The 18,306-nt window shown below is 43.0% G+C and carries 15 protein-coding genes, 1 tRNA gene and 1 other RNA gene; 11 read left to right on the forward strand and 6 right to left on the reverse strand.

Going from position 1 to position 18,306, the window contains the following annotated elements:
• The first annotated feature begins 88 nt into the window (after positions 1-88).
• The 3 genes from ACT3TH_RS06685 (at position 89) to ACT3TH_RS06695 (ending at position 5,801) form a co-directional block, all read left to right on the forward strand.
• Positions 89-1,102: a cell division protein ZipA C-terminal FtsZ-binding domain-containing protein gene (locus tag ACT3TH_RS06685; protein WP_444755064.1), complete on the forward strand. Its 1,014-nt coding sequence runs from the start codon at positions 89-91 to the stop codon at positions 1,100-1,102.
• A 358-nt stretch (positions 1,103-1,460) separates the two neighbouring features.
• Positions 1,461-3,584, forward strand: a complete 2,124-nt coding sequence (gene ligA / locus ACT3TH_RS06690) for an NAD-dependent DNA ligase LigA (RefSeq protein ID WP_444755065.1) — start codon at positions 1,461-1,463, stop codon at positions 3,582-3,584.
• A 3-nt stretch (positions 3,585-3,587) separates the two neighbouring features.
• On the forward strand, positions 3,588-5,801 hold the full coding sequence (locus ACT3TH_RS06695; RefSeq protein ID WP_444755066.1) for a tetratricopeptide repeat protein: 2,214 nt from the start codon (positions 3,588-3,590) through the stop codon (positions 5,799-5,801).
• A 50-nt stretch (positions 5,802-5,851) separates the two neighbouring features.
• On the opposite strand, the gene ACT3TH_RS06700 is transcribed toward ACT3TH_RS06695, so the two are convergent.
• The 5 genes from ACT3TH_RS06700 to ACT3TH_RS06720 all read right to left on the reverse strand — a co-directional run bounded on the left by ACT3TH_RS06700 (position 5,852) and on the right by ACT3TH_RS06720 (position 11,378).
• The gene (locus ACT3TH_RS06700) at positions 5,852-6,415 is read right to left on the reverse strand and encodes a hypothetical protein (RefSeq protein WP_444755067.1); all 564 of its coding nucleotides are present in this window, start codon (positions 6,413-6,415) and stop codon (positions 5,852-5,854) included.
• Positions 6,416-6,629: 214 nt separating this feature from the next.
• Positions 6,630-7,043 (reverse strand): hypothetical protein, encoded by a 414-nt coding sequence (locus ACT3TH_RS06705; protein WP_444755068.1) that lies wholly within the window; start codon positions 7,041-7,043, stop codon positions 6,630-6,632.
• A gap of 335 nt (positions 7,044-7,378) precedes the next feature.
• Positions 7,379-9,826 (reverse strand): YgiQ family radical SAM protein, encoded by a 2,448-nt coding sequence (locus tag ACT3TH_RS06710; protein WP_444755069.1) that lies wholly within the window; start codon positions 9,824-9,826, stop codon positions 7,379-7,381.
• 214 nt (positions 9,827-10,040) lie between these two features.
• The gene (locus ACT3TH_RS06715; protein WP_444755070.1) at positions 10,041-10,772 is read right to left on the reverse strand and encodes a hypothetical protein; all 732 of its coding nucleotides are present in this window, start codon (positions 10,770-10,772) and stop codon (positions 10,041-10,043) included.
• A 138-nt stretch (positions 10,773-10,910) separates the two neighbouring features.
• On the reverse strand, positions 10,911-11,378 hold the full coding sequence (locus ACT3TH_RS06720) for an Lrp/AsnC family transcriptional regulator (protein WP_444755071.1): 468 nt from the start codon (positions 11,376-11,378) through the stop codon (positions 10,911-10,913).
• Between the two features lie 240 nt (positions 11,379-11,618).
• Between ACT3TH_RS06720 and rarD the strand changes: the two genes are divergently transcribed.
• Complete coding sequence (gene rarD / locus ACT3TH_RS06725; RefSeq protein ID WP_444755072.1) at positions 11,619-12,641, forward strand: EamA family transporter RarD; 1,023 nt, start codon at positions 11,619-11,621, stop codon at positions 12,639-12,641.
• Between the two features lie 95 nt (positions 12,642-12,736).
• On the opposite strand, the gene smpB is transcribed toward rarD, so the two are convergent.
• Positions 12,737-13,213 carry an SsrA-binding protein SmpB gene (smpB, locus tag ACT3TH_RS06730; protein ID WP_444755073.1) on the reverse strand — a complete coding sequence of 159 codons (477 nt, stop codon included), beginning with the start codon at positions 13,211-13,213 and terminating at the stop codon, positions 12,737-12,739.
• 251 nt (positions 13,214-13,464) lie between these two features.
• On the opposite strand from smpB, the gene coaD reads away from it, so the two are divergent.
• The 7 genes from coaD (at position 13,465) to ACT3TH_RS06765 (ending at position 18,272) form a co-directional block, all read left to right on the forward strand.
• Positions 13,465-13,992 carry a pantetheine-phosphate adenylyltransferase gene (coaD, locus tag ACT3TH_RS06735; RefSeq protein ID WP_444755074.1) on the forward strand — a complete coding sequence of 176 codons (528 nt, stop codon included), beginning with the start codon at positions 13,465-13,467 and terminating at the stop codon, positions 13,990-13,992.
• A 227-nt stretch (positions 13,993-14,219) separates the two neighbouring features.
• On the forward strand, positions 14,220-14,468 hold the full coding sequence (locus tag ACT3TH_RS06740) for a YfhL family 4Fe-4S dicluster ferredoxin (RefSeq protein ID WP_087042101.1): 249 nt from the start codon (positions 14,220-14,222) through the stop codon (positions 14,466-14,468).
• 56 nt (positions 14,469-14,524) lie between these two features.
• Positions 14,525-15,832: an adenosylmethionine--8-amino-7-oxononanoate transaminase gene (gene bioA / locus ACT3TH_RS06745; RefSeq protein ID WP_444755075.1), complete on the forward strand. Its 1,308-nt coding sequence runs from the start codon at positions 14,525-14,527 to the stop codon at positions 15,830-15,832.
• Positions 15,832-16,572 carry a dethiobiotin synthase gene (bioD, locus tag ACT3TH_RS06750; protein WP_444755076.1) on the forward strand — a complete coding sequence of 247 codons (741 nt, stop codon included), beginning with the start codon at positions 15,832-15,834 and terminating at the stop codon, positions 16,570-16,572. The genes bioA and bioD overlap by 1 nt, the downstream gene beginning before the upstream one ends.
• 77 nt (positions 16,573-16,649) lie before the next feature.
• An RNA gene (gene rnpB / locus ACT3TH_RS06755) (RNase P RNA component class A) lies at positions 16,650-17,015 on the forward strand.
• A gap of 121 nt (positions 17,016-17,136) precedes the next feature.
• Positions 17,137-17,213 (forward strand) — tRNA-Met (locus ACT3TH_RS06760).
• 246 nt (positions 17,214-17,459) lie between these two features.
• Entirely contained in the window at positions 17,460-18,272 is an 813-nt protein-coding gene (locus ACT3TH_RS06765) for an ABC transporter permease (RefSeq protein ID WP_444755077.1), read from the forward strand.
• Positions 18,273-18,306: the final 34 nt, after the last annotated feature.

The raw sequence follows: 18,306 nt of genomic DNA on the forward strand, positions 1-18,306 counted from the left end.
GGTGACGATATGAATTAGCCATGCTAGACTATTGCCATTTATCCTCTCTTATGTATTCCCTTTTGTCGTATATTAGGATGTATTTCTCATGACCGCTATTCAGTTTATATTGATTGCCATTGCTGCATTTATCGTGCTCGCAGGGCTATTTATGGTCATTCGTAGCTTTAAGCGCCGCAAAGATGCTGAAGCTGCAGCGGTCAATTATGATAAAAACGGTATTCCCATCATACCGCGTCACGAGCGCAATCTTATCGATCAGCCAGACTTAGATGATACGGTCGCTGGCGAGACGAGCATTGGTCCTGATCGAAGTTATTTAAATGCGGTTGTGGAAGAAGAGCCTGTGACCCAAGCACATACCAAAGTCGATGCACCGCTGACGGCTGCGCGCAGTGATGTAAGCGTTGATAGCGACATAGTAGAAAGTGATGACTACACGCGCTGGCAGGAAGAGCAAAGACGCGCTGATAATGCAGAGTTTGTAGAAGCTGCTGAGCAAATGCATATCGAACAAGAGCCTGATGCGTTTTCAAGCTTGGTGTCAGCCACTGACAGCCTGATGCCAACGATTGACACGGCAGAAGAGCCAAGTTTTGATAACAACAGTCCGATACTTGACCAGCATCTGTCAGAGCCAGTTGATGAAGCTCAAAATGGCCCATTAATTAATGCTAAAGATAATATTAACATCACCATCTTGCCGCACCAATACCGTGATCGTCCTGTGTCTATTATTCGTGGTCGTGACTTATTGGCATTGATTGATAAATACGGTCTGCGTTATGGCGCAATGAATATGTTCCATCGCTATGAGCAAAAAGACGGTACTGGCATGCTATGGTTCAGTATGATGGGCATTACTGACGATGGAATCGCACCTTTTGATCCACACAGCGTGGCGACCAATAATTACAATGGCGTGGTGGTGTTCTTATCTTTACCGCATCCACAAGCCTTGCGTAGTTTTGATAGTATGATGAGCATTGCCTACATGATGGCAAGTGATTTGGACGCCATTATGCTGGATGAAGAAAACGAACCAATCACGCCAGAATATAAGCAACAACTGCGCAACCAAGTTCGTGACTATGAGGGTTAAGAGCTTGAAGGTTAAGCGCTGAATACTAAGTACTGAAAAATATTAACTGTATTCTAAAAGGCAAATAGCGATTGACGTTATTTGCCTTTTTTTACTTTTTAATCATGTTTATTTTTAAGTATAGTCTGAGAAAAGTGATATCAATGTATCACGTACTGCTGGTATAACTTTTTCTTGCTTGCTGTGCCGTTATAGACAGAGGCTGCAAAACCCTCAGTACATAAATACGCATACCAGCCGTACCATAGCTGTTTTTAAGGTGTTCCGCTTATATCCTGATTTTCGATAAAACTGTATCTGAGCATCGACCAAACTTGTTATCATATCGACATCTTGAATCGCAAAAAAGACGCCGACTATGACCGACTCTAACTCACCAGATAATTCTAAAAACCTATCTACTCAAGTAGAAACCCAAACACTTGCGAAATCTACTATGTCCAGTTCGACCGATGACAGTACAAATAATAGTACAGAGATTGTCTCGCGGATGCGCACGCTTATTGATGCTATCAAAACAAATAACTATGCCTATTATGTGCTCGACAATCCCACGTTAGAAGACAGCGAATACGATCAATTGCGTCGCACACTACTTGAGTTAGAGGAAGCCTATCCAGATTTGGTGCAGCCTGACAGTCCGATCAATCAAGTCGGTGACATACCACTGTCTGCCTTTACTCAAGTCACTCATGATATTCCGATGCTGTCATTGGGCAATGTCTTTGAATACGATGATCTGCGTGACTTTATGCGCCGCGTCAATGATCGTCTTAGCGTGTCGCAACAAAACCCTGAGTATGAAATGGAGCTAAAGCTAGATGGCTTAGCAGTGTCATTAAAATATGAGCACGGCAAGTTTGTGCAAGCCGTCACGCGCGGCGATGGACAAACGGGCGAGGACATTACTCAAAATGCTAAAACCATTCGTAATCTGCCCCTTTGGCTCGCCGATGCTGCCGATATCGAGTTGCTAGAAGTACGCGGTGAAGTACTGATGCCAAAAGCAGGCTTCGAGCGCCTTAACCGCTTGGCAAGCGAAAGCGGTGACAAGACCTTTGCCAATCCGCGCAATGCGGCAGCCGGCAGTTTGCGTCAATTAGATCCTAATGTGGCGGCCAGTCGTCCATTGGCTTTTTATGTGTATTCAGTCAATCAAGGTCTGCCTGAGACTATTGAGACCCAGTCAGCCGCTCTAGTGTGGCTAGAGGCGCTAGGCTTTAGCGCCAGTGCCGTGAAAGTGGTAAAAAATCCACGAGAGGCACAAACCTATTATGAATCGATGATTGAAACGCGCAGTGACTTGCCGTTTGAGATCGATGGCATGGTAATTAAGGTTAATAGCTTGGCATTGCAGCAGCAGCTTGGGTTCTTATCGCGTGAGCCGCGCTGGGCTACCGCTTATAAATTCCCTGCCGAAACTGTCATGACGCGCTTGCACTCGATTGAATGGCAAGTCGGACGGACAGGACAAATCACGCCAGTCGGTAAGCTTGAACCGGTCAAAGTCGGCGGCGTCACCGTCAGCAATGTTACTTTGCATAACTTTGGCGAGATTCAGCGTTTGGACGTACGCGCAGGCGATATGGTCAGCGTCCACCGTGCAGGCGATGTCATTCCCAAAGTCACGCGCGTTTGGACAGATCAGCGTCCAGAAAACTCTGAACCTGTAACACTACCATCGATTTGTCCTGTCTGCGACTCGCCTGTGGTTTTGCCCGAAGATGAAGCCTTGGCACGTTGTACTGGCGGTTTGTTTTGTCCCGCGCAGCAGCAGGAAGCTCTCATCCACTTTGTCTCACGCCGCGCCATGGATATCGATGGCTTAGGTGCAAGCTGGCTCATCAGCTTTTTTGAGCATGGCTTGGTCAAGACGGTCGCTGATATTTATAAACTGCATGAGCATCAGGACGAGATGGTTAACTTTGAAAAATTGGGCGAAAAATCGGTTCAAAACATCATCACTGCCATCGATGCCAGCAAGCATACGACATTGGCTCGCTTTATTTATGCGCTTGGTATTCGCGGCGTTGGTGAAGGCACGGCACAGAACTTCGCGCAGCAGTTTGGCGATCTTGACGCCTTAATGAATGCCGATATTGAAACCTTGATAAAAACCCCAGATGTTGGCGAAATCACCGCCGAGCTGACGTATAAATTCTTCCGCGCGCCACACAATATCGAAGTCATCACGGCGTTACGAGAAGCGGGCGTGCATTGGGATAAGGTTGAGCGAAAAGCGACGACTGGTTTGCCGCTCGACGGGCAAACGTGGGTCATCACAGGCGCGCTTAGTAGCATGGCACGTGATGAAGCCAAAGCCAAGCTACAAGCTCTAGGAGCAAAAGTCTCGGGCAGCATTTCGGCAAAAACCACTGCGCTACTGGCAGGCGAAAAAGCTGGCTCCAAGATGGCAAAAGCGGAAAAGCTGGGCGTCAAAGTGGTGGGCGAGGATGAGTTTTTGGCGTTGGTTGGGGAGTAAATGATGAATATTGATGACATGGAAGGTGTAGATGAGGCGACACGGAAAGAAATTGAAGAGTTGCAGAAGGTAACACGTGAAAAGGATGGGGTAGAGGCTTTTGTAAATGCTCAACACAGTCTTGGAAATATCTACGCTAGCCATGATGACCTAATACAAGCAATGGAAGCTTGGAAAAATGTACAGAAAAGCGATGGTCTAGAAGCTTATAGCTACGCTTTATATAACAAAGGGTTAGCATGTGCAAAATTGGGAGATACAGAGAATGCTATAGCTTTTTGGAGTAAAGTGAAGCGTAAGTGGGGTAAAGAAACGTTTGTAGACGCACAGTTTAATTTAGGAATAGTCTATGCTCAAGAGGAAAAGTATGATGAAGCTTTAAAGGCTTGGGGTAAAATAAGAAAGAATGATGATTTTAAAACCTATATTGAGTTGCAGGTTCATATAGGCGTTGCTTATTATAAAAAAGGCAATGTAAAAAGAGCTGTTAGTATACTTGAAAGTATTGATTTAAAAGATGATGTGGGAGTGTATGCAGAGGCACAATTACGTCTAGGAATTATATACTACAAATTAAATTTAATTGAAAAGTCAATACTATATTTCTCTAGAGTAAAACGAGAATATTCTTCTGAAATTTTTGGTGCTGCAGCTTTTCACCTAGGTTTAACAATTCTTGAAAAAAAACAGGATGTAGATAGTGCTTTGACAGCTTGGCAGTCAATAATACGTGAAGACAACTCCATATTTTATGCGGAAGCACAGTTCAATACAGGAATTGTATACCTCGAGCTAGGAAAAAAAGAAGATGCGTTAACTATACTGGAAAATATAAGGATTGAAGATAATACAGAAGCATATAGTAAGGCTCAGCTACATATAGCTGACCTATATGCCAGCCAAAATGAAACTAATATGGCTATTCAATTTTGGGGAAATATAAAGTTACAGTATGGTTACGAACATTATGTAACTGCTAAACGTAATATCGGGATGTGTTATTTCAGAGAAGGTAAAATAGACAAAGCATATAGTATATGGAAAGAGCTTAGTGGAAGTATCAAATTTGGCAACAAATATTCATTTAAGATGAATTGCTTTGGAGAGATTGATAAGTTGTTTAGAATGGATCTAAACTCAGAAATAGCCAATGGTTTTCTGACATCTTTTATTTTAATCCTAGATATAATTGAAGAGTTAACAATCTATTCAAAATATCTTGATAGTACTAAGAAAGCTCCTGAACGTAAGTTTGCACACTATACTAGTACCTATGTAGCTGATTTACTTTTAAAGCACGACTATAAAAATGATATTTGCGAGTTAGGAAGTAAATTCCGACTAAATACTATCAATAATGTTAATGATCCAAGTGAAGGATTAGTGCTTTTTAACTATCTAACTGAAAGTAATGTCAACACTCTAAAGTTTGAAAAAAACAATCAAGTATTCGTAAGTTGTTTTACCTTCAATCATGATAGTCTGAATCAGTTTCGCTTGTATGGTAAAGAGGACAACAGAGAAGCATCAGGTGTCAGTTTGATTTTTAAGAATAGCTATTTTCAAACTGATTATTACAACGAAGTGAGCAACCTTGAGTTACCACGTAGATTCAATAGGGATTTTGAAGTTGAGAATAATAGTGAGGAAGACTCTTCTTTTTCAAAACAAATTTTATTACGCTGTGTATATCTTGAACCTAATAGTGGTTATATTAGATTAGCTCAAAGAGATAAGCTAACATTTTATCGTGAATTCAGTGACAAAAAAGATGCTCAACAGCGTTGGGAAAATTATCAGAAAGAAATAGATTCTAAGACTGATAAGGTTCAAAGCTTGCTTACTGATTTGAAGAATAGCTATTTAGGTATTACTAATGCTAAAAATCAGGCTCTTGAAGAAAACCCTAAGCTAGGTAAGAAATTAGACGTTCTTCTAAATGAAATTTTACTACCTCTAAAATATCTAATCAAGCATTCTGCATTTCAAGAAGAGCAAGAATGCAGAATGATGTATATAACTACAATCAATAATTCGAAAGTTCAGATGGTATATGGACAAGCTTTATATATAGAATATGAAACGGATATTAAAGATAATCTTGATAAAATTTATATCGCACCCGCTGCTACTCAATACCAGCCTTATTTAGCTAAGCTACTTTGTGACACTAACGTGAAAATAGAACTTTCAAACAACCCTTACCGTCAAACTTAATATTTTTGAGTAGCGTGTGTCACATCAATTAAACCACACGCTATCTACTTCTACTCCACCACCTCCCCATGCGCCTTCACATCACCTATCTTACCATCAGGTTTGATTTCAATGGGTAATACCAGTCCTTTAGCAAAGTCATCGGACAGCACATAATCATAGCGACTGGCAGCGACATCGGGGGTGGTATGAATGATGAGCTTCATGTCTTCGCCATCGATTAGCTCATGGGAGACATAGCTGTCACTCAGCTGATCCAAGGCTTTTGATAATGCTTCATTACTAGCCATACTTATCGTCAGATTGTGCTGAGCGGTGGCATTATCCACATCGAAGTACTCTGCGTAATCACGCACATTTCGGCTATCAAGCGCAAATGGATACTGATAGCTTGCAAGATTTGCAGGCGTTTCGCCACTGGCGACTAGCGACCAGTCTACGGTAGTTTTAGCAGGCACTGGAGATTTTGCTGTCGTTGCTACTGGTTCAGCGGCTTGCTCAGTAGTATTAGTACTGTTATCGCAACCTGCCAATGCCCATACACTTGCAGTAGCAATGATTATCCCATTTATTAAGCGCTTAGCCATCGACGTATCCTTTGTATTATTGGTCATAAATCCTGTCATATAAGCGCTATTTTGACAGGTTTCTTGCCGCTTCTCTAGATAAAAGCAGCAAGCCATCAATTCTAATAAAGTTAATTGTCAAAAATGGGGTTTCTTACATCAGTTTTTCGATTTAAATATTAGATAATGCAGGCACAAAAAAACAGCCACCCTATGATGACTGTTCTATATTTATATTTACTTTTCGAAAATGATTAGCGTACTAGATTTGGCAGTTTACTTGATATTCTTTGCCGTTTGCCCATTTGATGGCGAAGATGCCTTTATCGCCTTTCATGTGCCATGCATAAGTCGCTTCTGGGTTTGAGTCATTGACGTAGCTTGCGACATCACCTTGCACACCGCCATTTAAGACGATCTTTTGCTCTGCCCATTTTACTTTAGGTAAAGTAGCATTAACCATGGCTTGTTTTTTATTAATAGACTGCTTTGCCATGATTTTGCTGTCATCAGTACAAGTATAAGGGGCTGCTGCCATACGGTCATAAGCCGCATCAGGCATACTGTCTTTGACAGGCGTTTCTGAAGCATTTGGCGTCGTAGGCGCAGTGGTTGCGCAGGCGCTCAGTAAAGCAAGAGCAGGTAGGGCGGTTACAATTTTAGTCAATGTATTCACGGTGTTCTCCAAAGATATTAGGGTTATCATGTATTTCTTTTTAACTATGCGTTAAGCATATAGCGCATATGGTAACCAAAACGGTTCTTAGAGAATGTTAGAAATTGTTTGTTACATGTTTGCTTCGTTACTCGATCATTGACTAATGTAACACTCCTTTCACAGGGTTTTGGAATAACGAGAATGGGCTATTGCGAAAGCTGAGGCGACAAACTTGCTTCCATAAAAACGCGCCTATCGACTTTGTAGCCGATAGGCGCTTTGTTTTGAACTTCTTTAAGACACACTAGCCTAGTTGCACAATCTTAGCATAAAAGTGTGAACTACTATTCCAACTATTTGGTTTTGCGCGGTGGTAGACCTGTATGTTGAGTTTGGAAATTGCCTTTACTCACTTTCTTTTTATTGTTGCTACTAGAGTTTTTACCCGCAGCATTGGTCGCTGAATTATTACTGCGTTTTACCGAGTCATTACCAAGACGGCTGTTCTTTTTGCGCGCGGATTGATAGCTGTCTTGCGCCGCATCGCGACCTTCTAAACTGGCATTAAACGGCGGAATCAAGCAACCACGGTTTTTACCAATCAAATCACTGCGACCCATGTCTTGCAATGCTTTACGTAGCATGACCCAGTTTTTGGGATCGTGATAGCGCAAGAAGGCTTTGTGCAATTTACGTTGTTTGCCGGACTTGACGATGTCCATGTCGCCTTCACTACGGCTAATCTTGTGTAGCGGGTCTTTGTGCGTGTGATACATGGTGGTCGCGGTCGCCATTGGGCTGGGATAAAACGCCTGTACTTGGTCCGCGCGGTAGCCATGACTTTTTAACCAAAGGGCAAGATTCATCATGTCTTCATCTTTGGTGCCCGGATGCGCGGCGATGAAGTAAGGAATCAGATACTGCTCTTTACCAGCCTCTTGGCTGTACTGCTCAAACATGGCTTTGAATTGATCGTAGCTGCCCATACCAGGCTTCATCATTTTTGATAGCACCGCTTCCTCTGAATGCTCAGGCGCGATCTTTAGATAGCCGCCGACGTGATGGCTGACCAATTCTTTAACGTATTCAGGATCTTTAACGGCCAAGTCATAACGCAAGCCTGACGCGATAAGAATCTTTTTTACGCCTTTGATGTCACGCGCTTTACGATACAGCTTGGTTAAATTACTATGGTCGGTCAGCAGGTTCTCGCACACATCAGGATAAACGCAAGATGGCTTACGGCAATTTTTTTCAATCGTCTCATCTTTACAGCTCAGACGATACATATTGGCAGTTGGCCCGCCAAGATCAGAGATAACGCCTGTGAAGTTTGGCGCGGTATCGCGAATCGCTTCTACTTCACGCAAGATCGAGTCTTCTGAACGGTTTTGAATAATGCGCCCTTCGTGCTCCGTGATAGAACAGAAAGTACAACCACCAAAGCAGCCGCGCATGATGTTGACCGAAAACTTAATCATGTCATAAGCAGGGATACGCGCATCGCCATAACTTGGATGCGGCAAACGCGCATACGGCAAGTCAAACACATAATCCATCTCTTCAGTTGAGAGAGGAATGGGTGGTGGGTTAAGCCAAACATCGATAGACGTGTGCGAATTACCCGCACCGCTACTATGACGCTGCACAAGAGCACGTGCATTACCCGGATTGGTCTCAAGATGTAGGATACGACTGGCATGCGCGTATAGCACAGGGTCAGATTTGACGTGCTCATAGTCTGGGAGGCGAATCACAGTCTGCTCGCGTGGTGGCATTTTCAGTTTATGCTTACGCGCCGTCATTGGTTTGTCGAAGCCGCGCATTTGCACCACTTGCGTCTCTTCATCGACTTGGTCAGCGTTGATGATTTTATTGGTCACTGGCTCGGCCACAAAGCCCTGATACTGCGATGACATTGATGACAGCGCTGGCATGGCTTGACCAACGGGCGAATCAGACGGCTTTTCTTGCTCAATTTTGCAGCTATCGACGTCTTCGGTCATTACATATGGATTGATAATCGGATCAACACGGCCCACAGTATCGACATCATTACTCGCAACTTCCGTCATGTCTTGTTGCCAGTGGCGACGTGTTGGGGTCAACAAGTATGCCGTACCGCGCAATTTACTCATCTGCTCAAAGGTATAGCCTTTTGATAGACCATGTACCACATCGACGATGGCACGCTCAGCATTACCATACAATAAGACATCGGCACGCGCATCCATCAAGATACTGCGGCGTACTTTGTCTGACCAATAATCATAGTGCGCGATGCGGCGTAAGCTACCTTCGATACCGCCCAAAATAATAGGCACATCAGGATAAGCTTCACGGCAACGCTGGCTATAAACGATAGCTGCACGGTCGGGGCGTTTATTGGCGACATTTCCTGGAGAGTACGCATCGTCACTACGAATCTTACGATCGGCAGTGTAACGGTTGATCATACTATCCATGTTGCCTGCCGTCACGCCATAAGCATAGACGGGTTTGCCAAGTTCCATAAAGGCGTCTTTGCTCTTCCAATCTGGCTGGGCAATAATACCAACACGAAACCCTTGTGACTCAAGTAAACGACCGATGATAGCCATGCCAAAGCTTGGGTGATCGACATAAGCGTCACCTGAGATGATAATAACATCACAGGCATCCCAGCCCAAATCGTCCATCTCTTTGCGGCTCATGGGCAGGTAAGGGGCTGGCTCGTAGCAGCTCGCCCAATGTTTGTCGTAGTCATAAAGGGCTTTGGTGCCTTGTTTAAAGGCGGTGCGGGCGATGGTATCGGCAGACATGAGCGGACCTGTTAAGTAGAAAAGTGGCACTAAAATTTAGCCATTATTGATAAGCAATAATCATGGCGAATTTAAAAGCGCTCATTTTAACATGAATTGCACTCAGGTAGGGATAAGTTATTGATAGCGTAAGATAATCTATAGATAAGAATAGCTTTTAAACATTAAAAACTATTCTTACTTGAGACCAAATTCTAGTCGGGCGATTACTTTTCTAATTGTCTAACAATTGGAAGGGGAAGGTCACTACATCAAAAGCGAGCGCAAAAGGTAGCAGTACCAATTTCTGAGCCGTATTTGTGCCACCACGAGACACTTGGCTTTGCTGGTTTTGGGTATAAAAACTTACCGTATAAGGTTTGGTCAAGGCGCGATAATTCGACTGGATGAGGCTTAAATTACTGACTTGCGGATAGATAGCGCCTTTCACAGGAACGCTGAAGCAAAAGCGCTGAGCATTGATACGCTGGTCGCTGGCTGAGGTACATTCTCGGCCACCATTTTGTAAAAAGAACTGATAATCTGAGCGCTTAAATTCGTCCTTTAATTTGGCATAAGATAGCTTCATTTCTCCTTGAAAATATCCATCGTTATTGGGCACATAAAAATTCATGTCATTATCGACTTGGATATTTTTTGGTGTCAGATTGGTCAATAAACCCACCATCTCTGTCCCGCCTTGGGTCAGCACATAGCTGTTCTTTTCGCCAACGATAACCATCGTCGCGTTGGGCATTTTTGGCAATGCTTGCGCGGGACGACCAAAGGCGACAATTTGATCTTCAGACAAGACAGTTTTAGTGGTCTTGGTGTCGACGCGCTTGTTGTCTTCCAATAATGAGCTGGTGGCGCAGCCTGAGCTTGCGAGCAATGTGACGATTGACGCCCCAACTATGGCTGTTTTTAAACTAACTCGTGTCGTTAGGGTGTTTTTGTGCTCGGTCATGGTAGGATTTCCTTGTCTATGACGATTGATTTTTTATTTAATAGTTATTGCTAAACTTTCGTTTATATCGTACCTCGTTTGGTCACGACATATCTACTCATAATTAACTTTAGAAATGATTCATAATTTATAGACAGATCAATCCAATAAAATCTTCGTGCCACTTTTGGTGAAATTCATTACAAACTGGCTTTTAAAGTTGCGCACGTTGTTTTCATAGGTGAGCAGACCAGTAGTGAACCGATGGTAATCGCTCATATTTTTGGCATTGACCATCAACATAAAATCCGCATCACCTGACACTTCATAGCAGCTCATCACTTGTGGCTGTGCATTCATCAAGCGCTCAAACCGATGTTGCATCGAAGTATTCGAGCGTGCCATTTCTATCATCACCACCGCCGTCAGTCCGTAACCGACCTTATGAGGATCGACGATAGCGACCTGCTTGGTAATGACACCACTGTTGATTAAAGTTTGAATACGGCGTTGTGCTGTGGCGATAGAGACATGAACGCTTTCTGACACTGCTTTTAATGGCAGCGTCGCATCATCTTGCAGCAAATTTAAAATGGCTTTGTCGATATCATCTAGATTCTCACTCATGGGATTTCCTCTAATAATACGTAATCTTACTAATTTATATTTTCATAATTATTATCTCTATAACTTTATAACTAATAAATAATTTAGAAATTAACAGATATTTTGAAAAATAAATTCAAATATAAATTTATAAAGAGAATTTTTTGCATGCTGCTTCAGTAGAATAAACCCTAACAAGCGATGCTCAGTTGTAAAAAATCCTTGTCCTTTTCAACGTCTACTTAACCTTATGGTGCTTATATGTCTACCTCAATGCTGTCTCATGCATTTGCTAATACGCTAGCGAATACGGTTTCGCGATTGCCTTTGCCTGCGATTTGGACAGCAGGAAGCGCCCAGCAACGCACCTTAATATTGGGCGTGGTATTAGCGGTAGTATCAAATCTCTTGTTTGGCGTGCTTTACGCTTATAGCAGTTTTTTAGCACCGTTATCAGGTACGCAAGTATTCATCTGGCGCATGCTAGCGATGTGGGCGGCGTTGGTAGGATATTTGCTCATTAGTGGACGTTTGGGTTTACACGTGAGTAAGTTAAAAGCGCTTGGTACAGTAAAGCAATGGGCTTGGTTGCTATTGCCAACGCCGATATTTTTGAGTCAGTTTTGGTTGTTTATGTGGGCGCCCGTCAATGGGCAAGGCGTACAAACGGCGATGGGTTATTTTCTTTTCCCACTTATGATGGTGATATTTGGCTGCGTCTTGTTTGGTGAAAAATTGAGCCGTTTACAGTGGCTGGCCGTCAGCTTTGCGGCCTTAGGGGTGGGCAGTGAGATTGTGCGCACGCAAAGCGTGTCATGGGCCACGCTCTGGGTTTGCGGGTCTTATCCGATCTATTATATTTTACGCCGCAAGCAAGGTATTGGCGCAGTGACAGGTCTATTAGTTGATTTGACGGTTTTTGCCCCGTTTGCTTTGGCTTACTTATCTTTCTTTGCGCCCAGCAGTTTGACGCTCGTTAGTGGTTCAGGGTTTTTTATCATAATGCTGGCAGGATTGGGTGTGCTCAGTGTCTTAGCGATGAAAACCAACGTGGATGCCAGTCAAATGCTACCAGTGAATGTGTATGGCATGATGAGTTATTTAGAACCAGCATTGTTGTTTATTTTGGCGATAACGGTATTGGGTAATCCTTTTGAATCAGCGATGATTTACAGTTATGGATTGATTTGGCTTGGTATTGCTTGCTTGATTGTCCATGGTGTACGTCAATTACGCTGTGCTAGTAAAGGTGTACAAATGAAAAAAATGGCTGAAGCCGTCTAAAATAGTATCCGAATAACCGACCGAGCTAATAAAAAAGGACGATCTAACTCAATGTTAAATCGTCTTTTTTGCGTTAGATTAAAGTAAAACGACTTTTAATCTAAATGCTGTTTAAAGCCGCGCTGCTTATCACGTTCCCAATCACGGTCTTTTAGTGTTTTACGTTTGTCATGCTGTTTCTTACCCAGAGCCAATCCGATCTGGCATTTCACCAGTGAGTTTTTCCAATAGCAAGACAAAGGCACGCAGGCATAACCTTTTTGATTGACTGCACCAAATAGCTTTTCAATTTCACGGCGATTAAGCAATAGCTTACGCGTACGAATACTGTCTGGGCTGACATGCGTTGAACTGGATAACAGCGGCTGAATATGCGCACCAAATAAGAAAGCTTCGTTGTTGCGGAAGATAACATAAGCTTCCGTGATGGTCATTTTACCAGCACGAATCGCTTTGACTTCCCAGCCTTGTAGCGCCAGACCGGCCTCAAATGCCTCTTCAATAAAGTACTCATGACGCGCCTTTTTATTGGCACAAATCTGATTGTCCGGTTTTTTTGATTTTTTTGACATAATTTCTCCATAAGAACGGGCTAGAAAACAGCGTTCTTATCTGACTAGTCCCACTAATTCCTCATCTAAACCCTACCATTAGGATTGTCTTACCTTTGACTGGTAAGACGGATGAGTCGAACCAAGTATTGTAGCAAAGCCTCTGGTGAAATTGTAAGTCAGCTGTTAGGACAAATGTAGCAGATAAGTATTAAGTTTGAGCAAAATTTGCTAGCATATAGTCCAATATTACCGACCCTATTAGCCATGCTATGAGCCTTCCTACTTCTTCTCATTCCTCCAAGTCTTCAAAGCTACACACCAAGATTTTGTACCCTGGTACTTTTGACCCTATTACCAATGGTCATGTGGATTTGGTCACACGCGCAACTAAGTTGTTTGATGAGGTTGTGATAGCCGTCGCCTCAGGTCATCACAAAAAGCCTTTGTTTAATTTTGAGGAGCGGGTTGCCTTAGTCAAAACCGTATTTGCGGATTTGCCGCAAGTATCAGTGATTGGCTTTGAAGGGCTGCTCGTTGATTTTATGCGTGAAAAAAACGCCACGGCCGTCTTGCGTGGATTACGTGCCATGTCAGATTTTGAGTATGAATTTCAGCTGGCTAATATGAATCGTGAGCTTGATGAAAATTTTGAAGCTGTCTTTTTAACGCCTTCTCAAAACTACTCCTTTATCTCATCGACCATGATTCGTGAAATTGCCAAGCTTGGCGGTGATGTGAATAAGTTTGTCCCGCCCTGTGTCTCGCAAGCCTTTATTGAAAAGTTGAATCTTAAATAGATTTAATTACTAAGTAGATAGAATATGCGCTGATGGACTTTACTATAGAGAATTCAGTACAAAAGAGAGATAGCAGGGCTGGAATAAATTTTTCGAAGCCTCTGTCACGCTTGCGAACAGCAAGCGAGAAAAATTTATTCCAGTCACGCGTTATAATCTCTTGTACCTACTTTATTTAGCATCAACTATATGACAAATGATTTGAGCAAATTAAAAAGGAGCGGTTTATGGCGCTATTAATCACTGATGAATGCATCAATTGTGACGTCTGCGAGCCTGCTTGCCCGAATGAGGCAATTTCAGAAGGGGATGATATTTATGTCATTAACCCTGATTTGTGTACCGAATGTGTGGGTCATTTCGATGAGCCACAATGCGTGGTGATTTGCCCTGTGGACTGTATTCCTCATGATCCAAACCATGTCGAAACCGAAAATGATTTGTTGGCCAAGTATAAGCGTATTACTGGTCAATAAATTATTGAAAGAAGATGGATAACAGTTAGCATAAAAAATGTTTTAGGGATAAAACCATGACGACAGATGTACTTCAGTCAACGAGCGATTTTGATCAACAACACCTCTGGCATCCGTATGCCAGCCTGCCGCCAACGTATCCTAATATCGTTGTTGACCACGCTGATGGCATCTATATTGTCACGCAAGATGGCACCCGTCTTATCGATGGTATGTCGTCATGGTGGGCAAGTGTGCATGGCTATAATCATCCACAACTGAATGCAGCTATCGTTGCACAGTTAAACAAGATGGCACATGTGATGTTTGGGGGTTTGACCCATCAACCAGCGATAGATTTAGGCAAAAAACTGCTCTCGATTGTGCCTGCTGGACTTGATGCGATATTTTATGCGGACAGTGGCAGTATAGCAGTGGAAGTGGCGCTAAAAATGGCTTTGCAATATCAAATCGCCGCCAATTGTCCCTCTAAGCAGCAGTTTGCCTCTACGCATTCAGGCTACTATGGTGATACGTGGCATGCCATGAGTGTTTGCGATCCAGTTAACGGTATGCACAGCTTGTATGGTAAGCAATTACCGATGCAACATTTTGTCTTTGCACCGCCATTAGGGTTTGAACGTCCTTTGACAGGAGAAGATTGCGCTGCGCTTTCTCAGTTCTTTGTAGAGTATGGCTCGCAGCTTGCTGGCTTTATTATTGAGCCAATCATTCAAGGTGCAGGTGGAATGCGCTTCTACAGCCCTGAATATTTGCAGCTGTTGCGTCAGCTGTGTGATGAGCATGAGGTGCTATTGATTGCGGACGAGATTGCGACGGGTTTTGGTCGTAGCGGCAAGCTCTTTGCTTGTGAGCACGCCGATATCAGTCCTGACATTATGACGATTGGCAAAGCGTTGACGGGCGGCTACATGACCTTTGCTGCAACCTTATGTACTCGCAAGATTGCGGATACGATTCATCATAGTGATTATCCAGCGCTTATGCATGGACCTACTTTTATGGGCAATCCGCTGGCCTGTGCCGTCGCGTGTGCGTCAATTGACTTGATATTGTCTTATGACATCGAAGCGCGCACGGCCAATATGCAAGCCATAATGACAGAGCAACTTGCTTCTACTGCGACTTTGACTGGTGTGAAAGATGTTCGCTGTCTTGGTGCGGTCGCCGTTATTGAATTGCATAAGGCTGTTGATATGCCACTTTTTCAGTCTTTACTGATTGATAATGGTATTTGGGTCAGACCTTTTGGCAAACTGGTTTACATTATGCCGCCTTACGTGATCACTGATGATGAGCTTATTCATTTATGCCAAGCGTTGGCAAAAGTGGTGCGCACTTATTTAACAAAGCAAGGTCAATGATGAGTGTTTTATTTGTTTCTGGTATCGATACCGACATTGGCAAAACCTATGCAACTGGGATGCTGGCCAAAGCGCTCATGCAGCAAGGGGTTAATGTTATTACCCAAAAGCTCGTACAAACGGGCGTAGCAGTGGATGCTTATAGCGGCGATATAGGCATTGCCGACGATATTATTACCCATCGTCAGTTGATGCGCATGCCGCTACAGCCGTGTGACCTTGATTTCACCACTTGTCCTTATCGATATGAGAAGCCTGCATCACCGCATTTATCTGCAAGACTTGCAGGGCAAACGCTTAATCCTGACATGATTACTAATGCAACGCGCTGCTTGCAAGCAGACTATGACGTGGTGCTGTTAGAAGGCGCAGGTGGGTTATTGGTACCAATAACGGAGCAGTTGCTAACCTTAGATTATGTTGCCGCTCAAGGCTATCCTATTGTTTTGGTCACTTCCGGCCGCTTGGGTAGTATCAATCATACTTTGCTGAGTCTGGAAGCCATCACATCGCGTGGTTTAAAGGTTCACACTATCATCTATAATCACATCCATGATAGCAGTGCGAATACGGATGCCGAAATAGCAAACAGTACCGTTGAGTTTTTACAACAGCATCTCAAACAGCATTATCCAGCCACCCATTGGCTACAAATACCCTATTTAGACAATGAATCCTTGGCTAATACTAAAAGACTGTCAGAGGCTTATCATTTATCTTTACCAAACGATTTTATTTAAAAGGGTTTATGCTTATAGGTAAAAATAAACCAAAAAGAGGTTCCCAGCCAACTATCAGGTTTGCTATACTATCGCGCTTGGTAGACTAGGCAATCGCCGCTGCACACTGGCAACAGACATGCAGGGGAGGAAAGTCCGGGCTACATAGGGCAGCGTGCCAGCTAACGGCTGGGCAGGGTAACTTGACGACCAGTGCAGCAGAGAGTAGACCGCCTTTGGTATCCTAGATATCATCGGTAAGGGTGAAAGGGTGCGGTAAGAGCGCACCGCGTGGCTGGCAACAGTTCACGGCATGGTAAACTCCACGCGTAGCAAGACCAAATAGGCATCGGTATGGCGCGGCCCGCGTTCGATGCGGGTAGGTTGCTTGAGCGTATTAGCGATGATACGCCTAGAGGAATGATTGTCCACGACAGAACCCGGCTTATCGGTTTACCAAACTTTTTTATCGTTCGTGGTAGTAATATTTGCATTAATTTGAAGAAATATTCATATTTTTTGCAAAAATTGCCAAATAGGGGTTGACGACCAATGCCTGTATCGGCATAATACCGAGCCTAAAATGGCGATGTAGCTCAGCTGGTTAGAGCGCATGACTCATAATCGTGAGGTCAAGAGTTCAAGTCTCTTCATCGCCACCATTTATAGCAAGACTGTAGTATTTAAAAAGCCAATCCTTCGTGATTGGTTTTTTTTTGGCTCAAATAAAGGTTTGAAAATTGTATATAATATTCAAGCTCTTTTAATATTTCAGCAGAATCTATACTTAATCCCTACTGGTTTCTTGCTCAATCACAGGTATATCTGTGTAGACACAGATTAATTGTTGTAACTTATGTCCCGCTTACTTATCATAGGGACTGTTTTCGGTAAAGCCCTGTAACGTTATGTCTGTACAATTACCCCCTTATCGTCCTATCAAGCATCGCAGTGGCCTTAAAGTCATGGGTGCGGCATTCCACGCGTTATTGATGCGTGAGCTGCAAACGCGCTTTGGTGGTTATCGACTGGGTTATTTGTGGGCACCGCTAGAAGTTCTTTTTCAGGTCATTATCTATTTGGTGATATTTGGGGCTATTATGTCCCGAGTTTTGCCAGGAATGGACTACATGTTGTTTCTGGTAGCAGGCTTAGTTCCTTTCCGTATGATGAGTACGATAGCAACGCGATCATTGGGAGCAGTAGAAGCTAATCAAGGACTTTTGATGTATCGTTCAGTACGTCATATCGATGTAATTATTGCACGATCATTTTTAGAATTGGTAATCTATTTTTTTACCTTCGTACTGCTATTAGTTATGCTAGCTTTTATTGGCATCCCGATTAGTTTCGCACAATTGCATATAGTGCTGTTTTGTTGGATAACTTTGTTTTTATTTGGTTTTGGTTTAGCTATGATCATGATGGTCGTAGGTTACTATGGCGGTGAGATTAGTAAGATCATTACTTTAATTTTTACTATTTTGTATTTCGTTTCTGGAATTATGTATTCTATTCATATTGTTCCTGAGCCTTATTTCAGTTATCTGTTATACAATCCTTTTATTCATAATATTGAGTTAATACGTCATGCTCTTGCCCCGAATTACCCAGCCTACCATATTGATATGACTTATTTTCTAAAATGGACGGTTGCAGTAAATTTCTTGGGTCTTCTAATGTATAAAGCAGTAGAAAGAGATTTAATACGTTCTAAATAAATTGTTAGGTGTGATACCAGTTTTAACTTAAGGC

Origin of the sequence: Psychrobacter sp. AOP22-C1-C5, assembly GCF_052378885.1 — a bacterium.
Lineage (GTDB): Bacteria > Pseudomonadota > Gammaproteobacteria > Pseudomonadales > Moraxellaceae > Psychrobacter.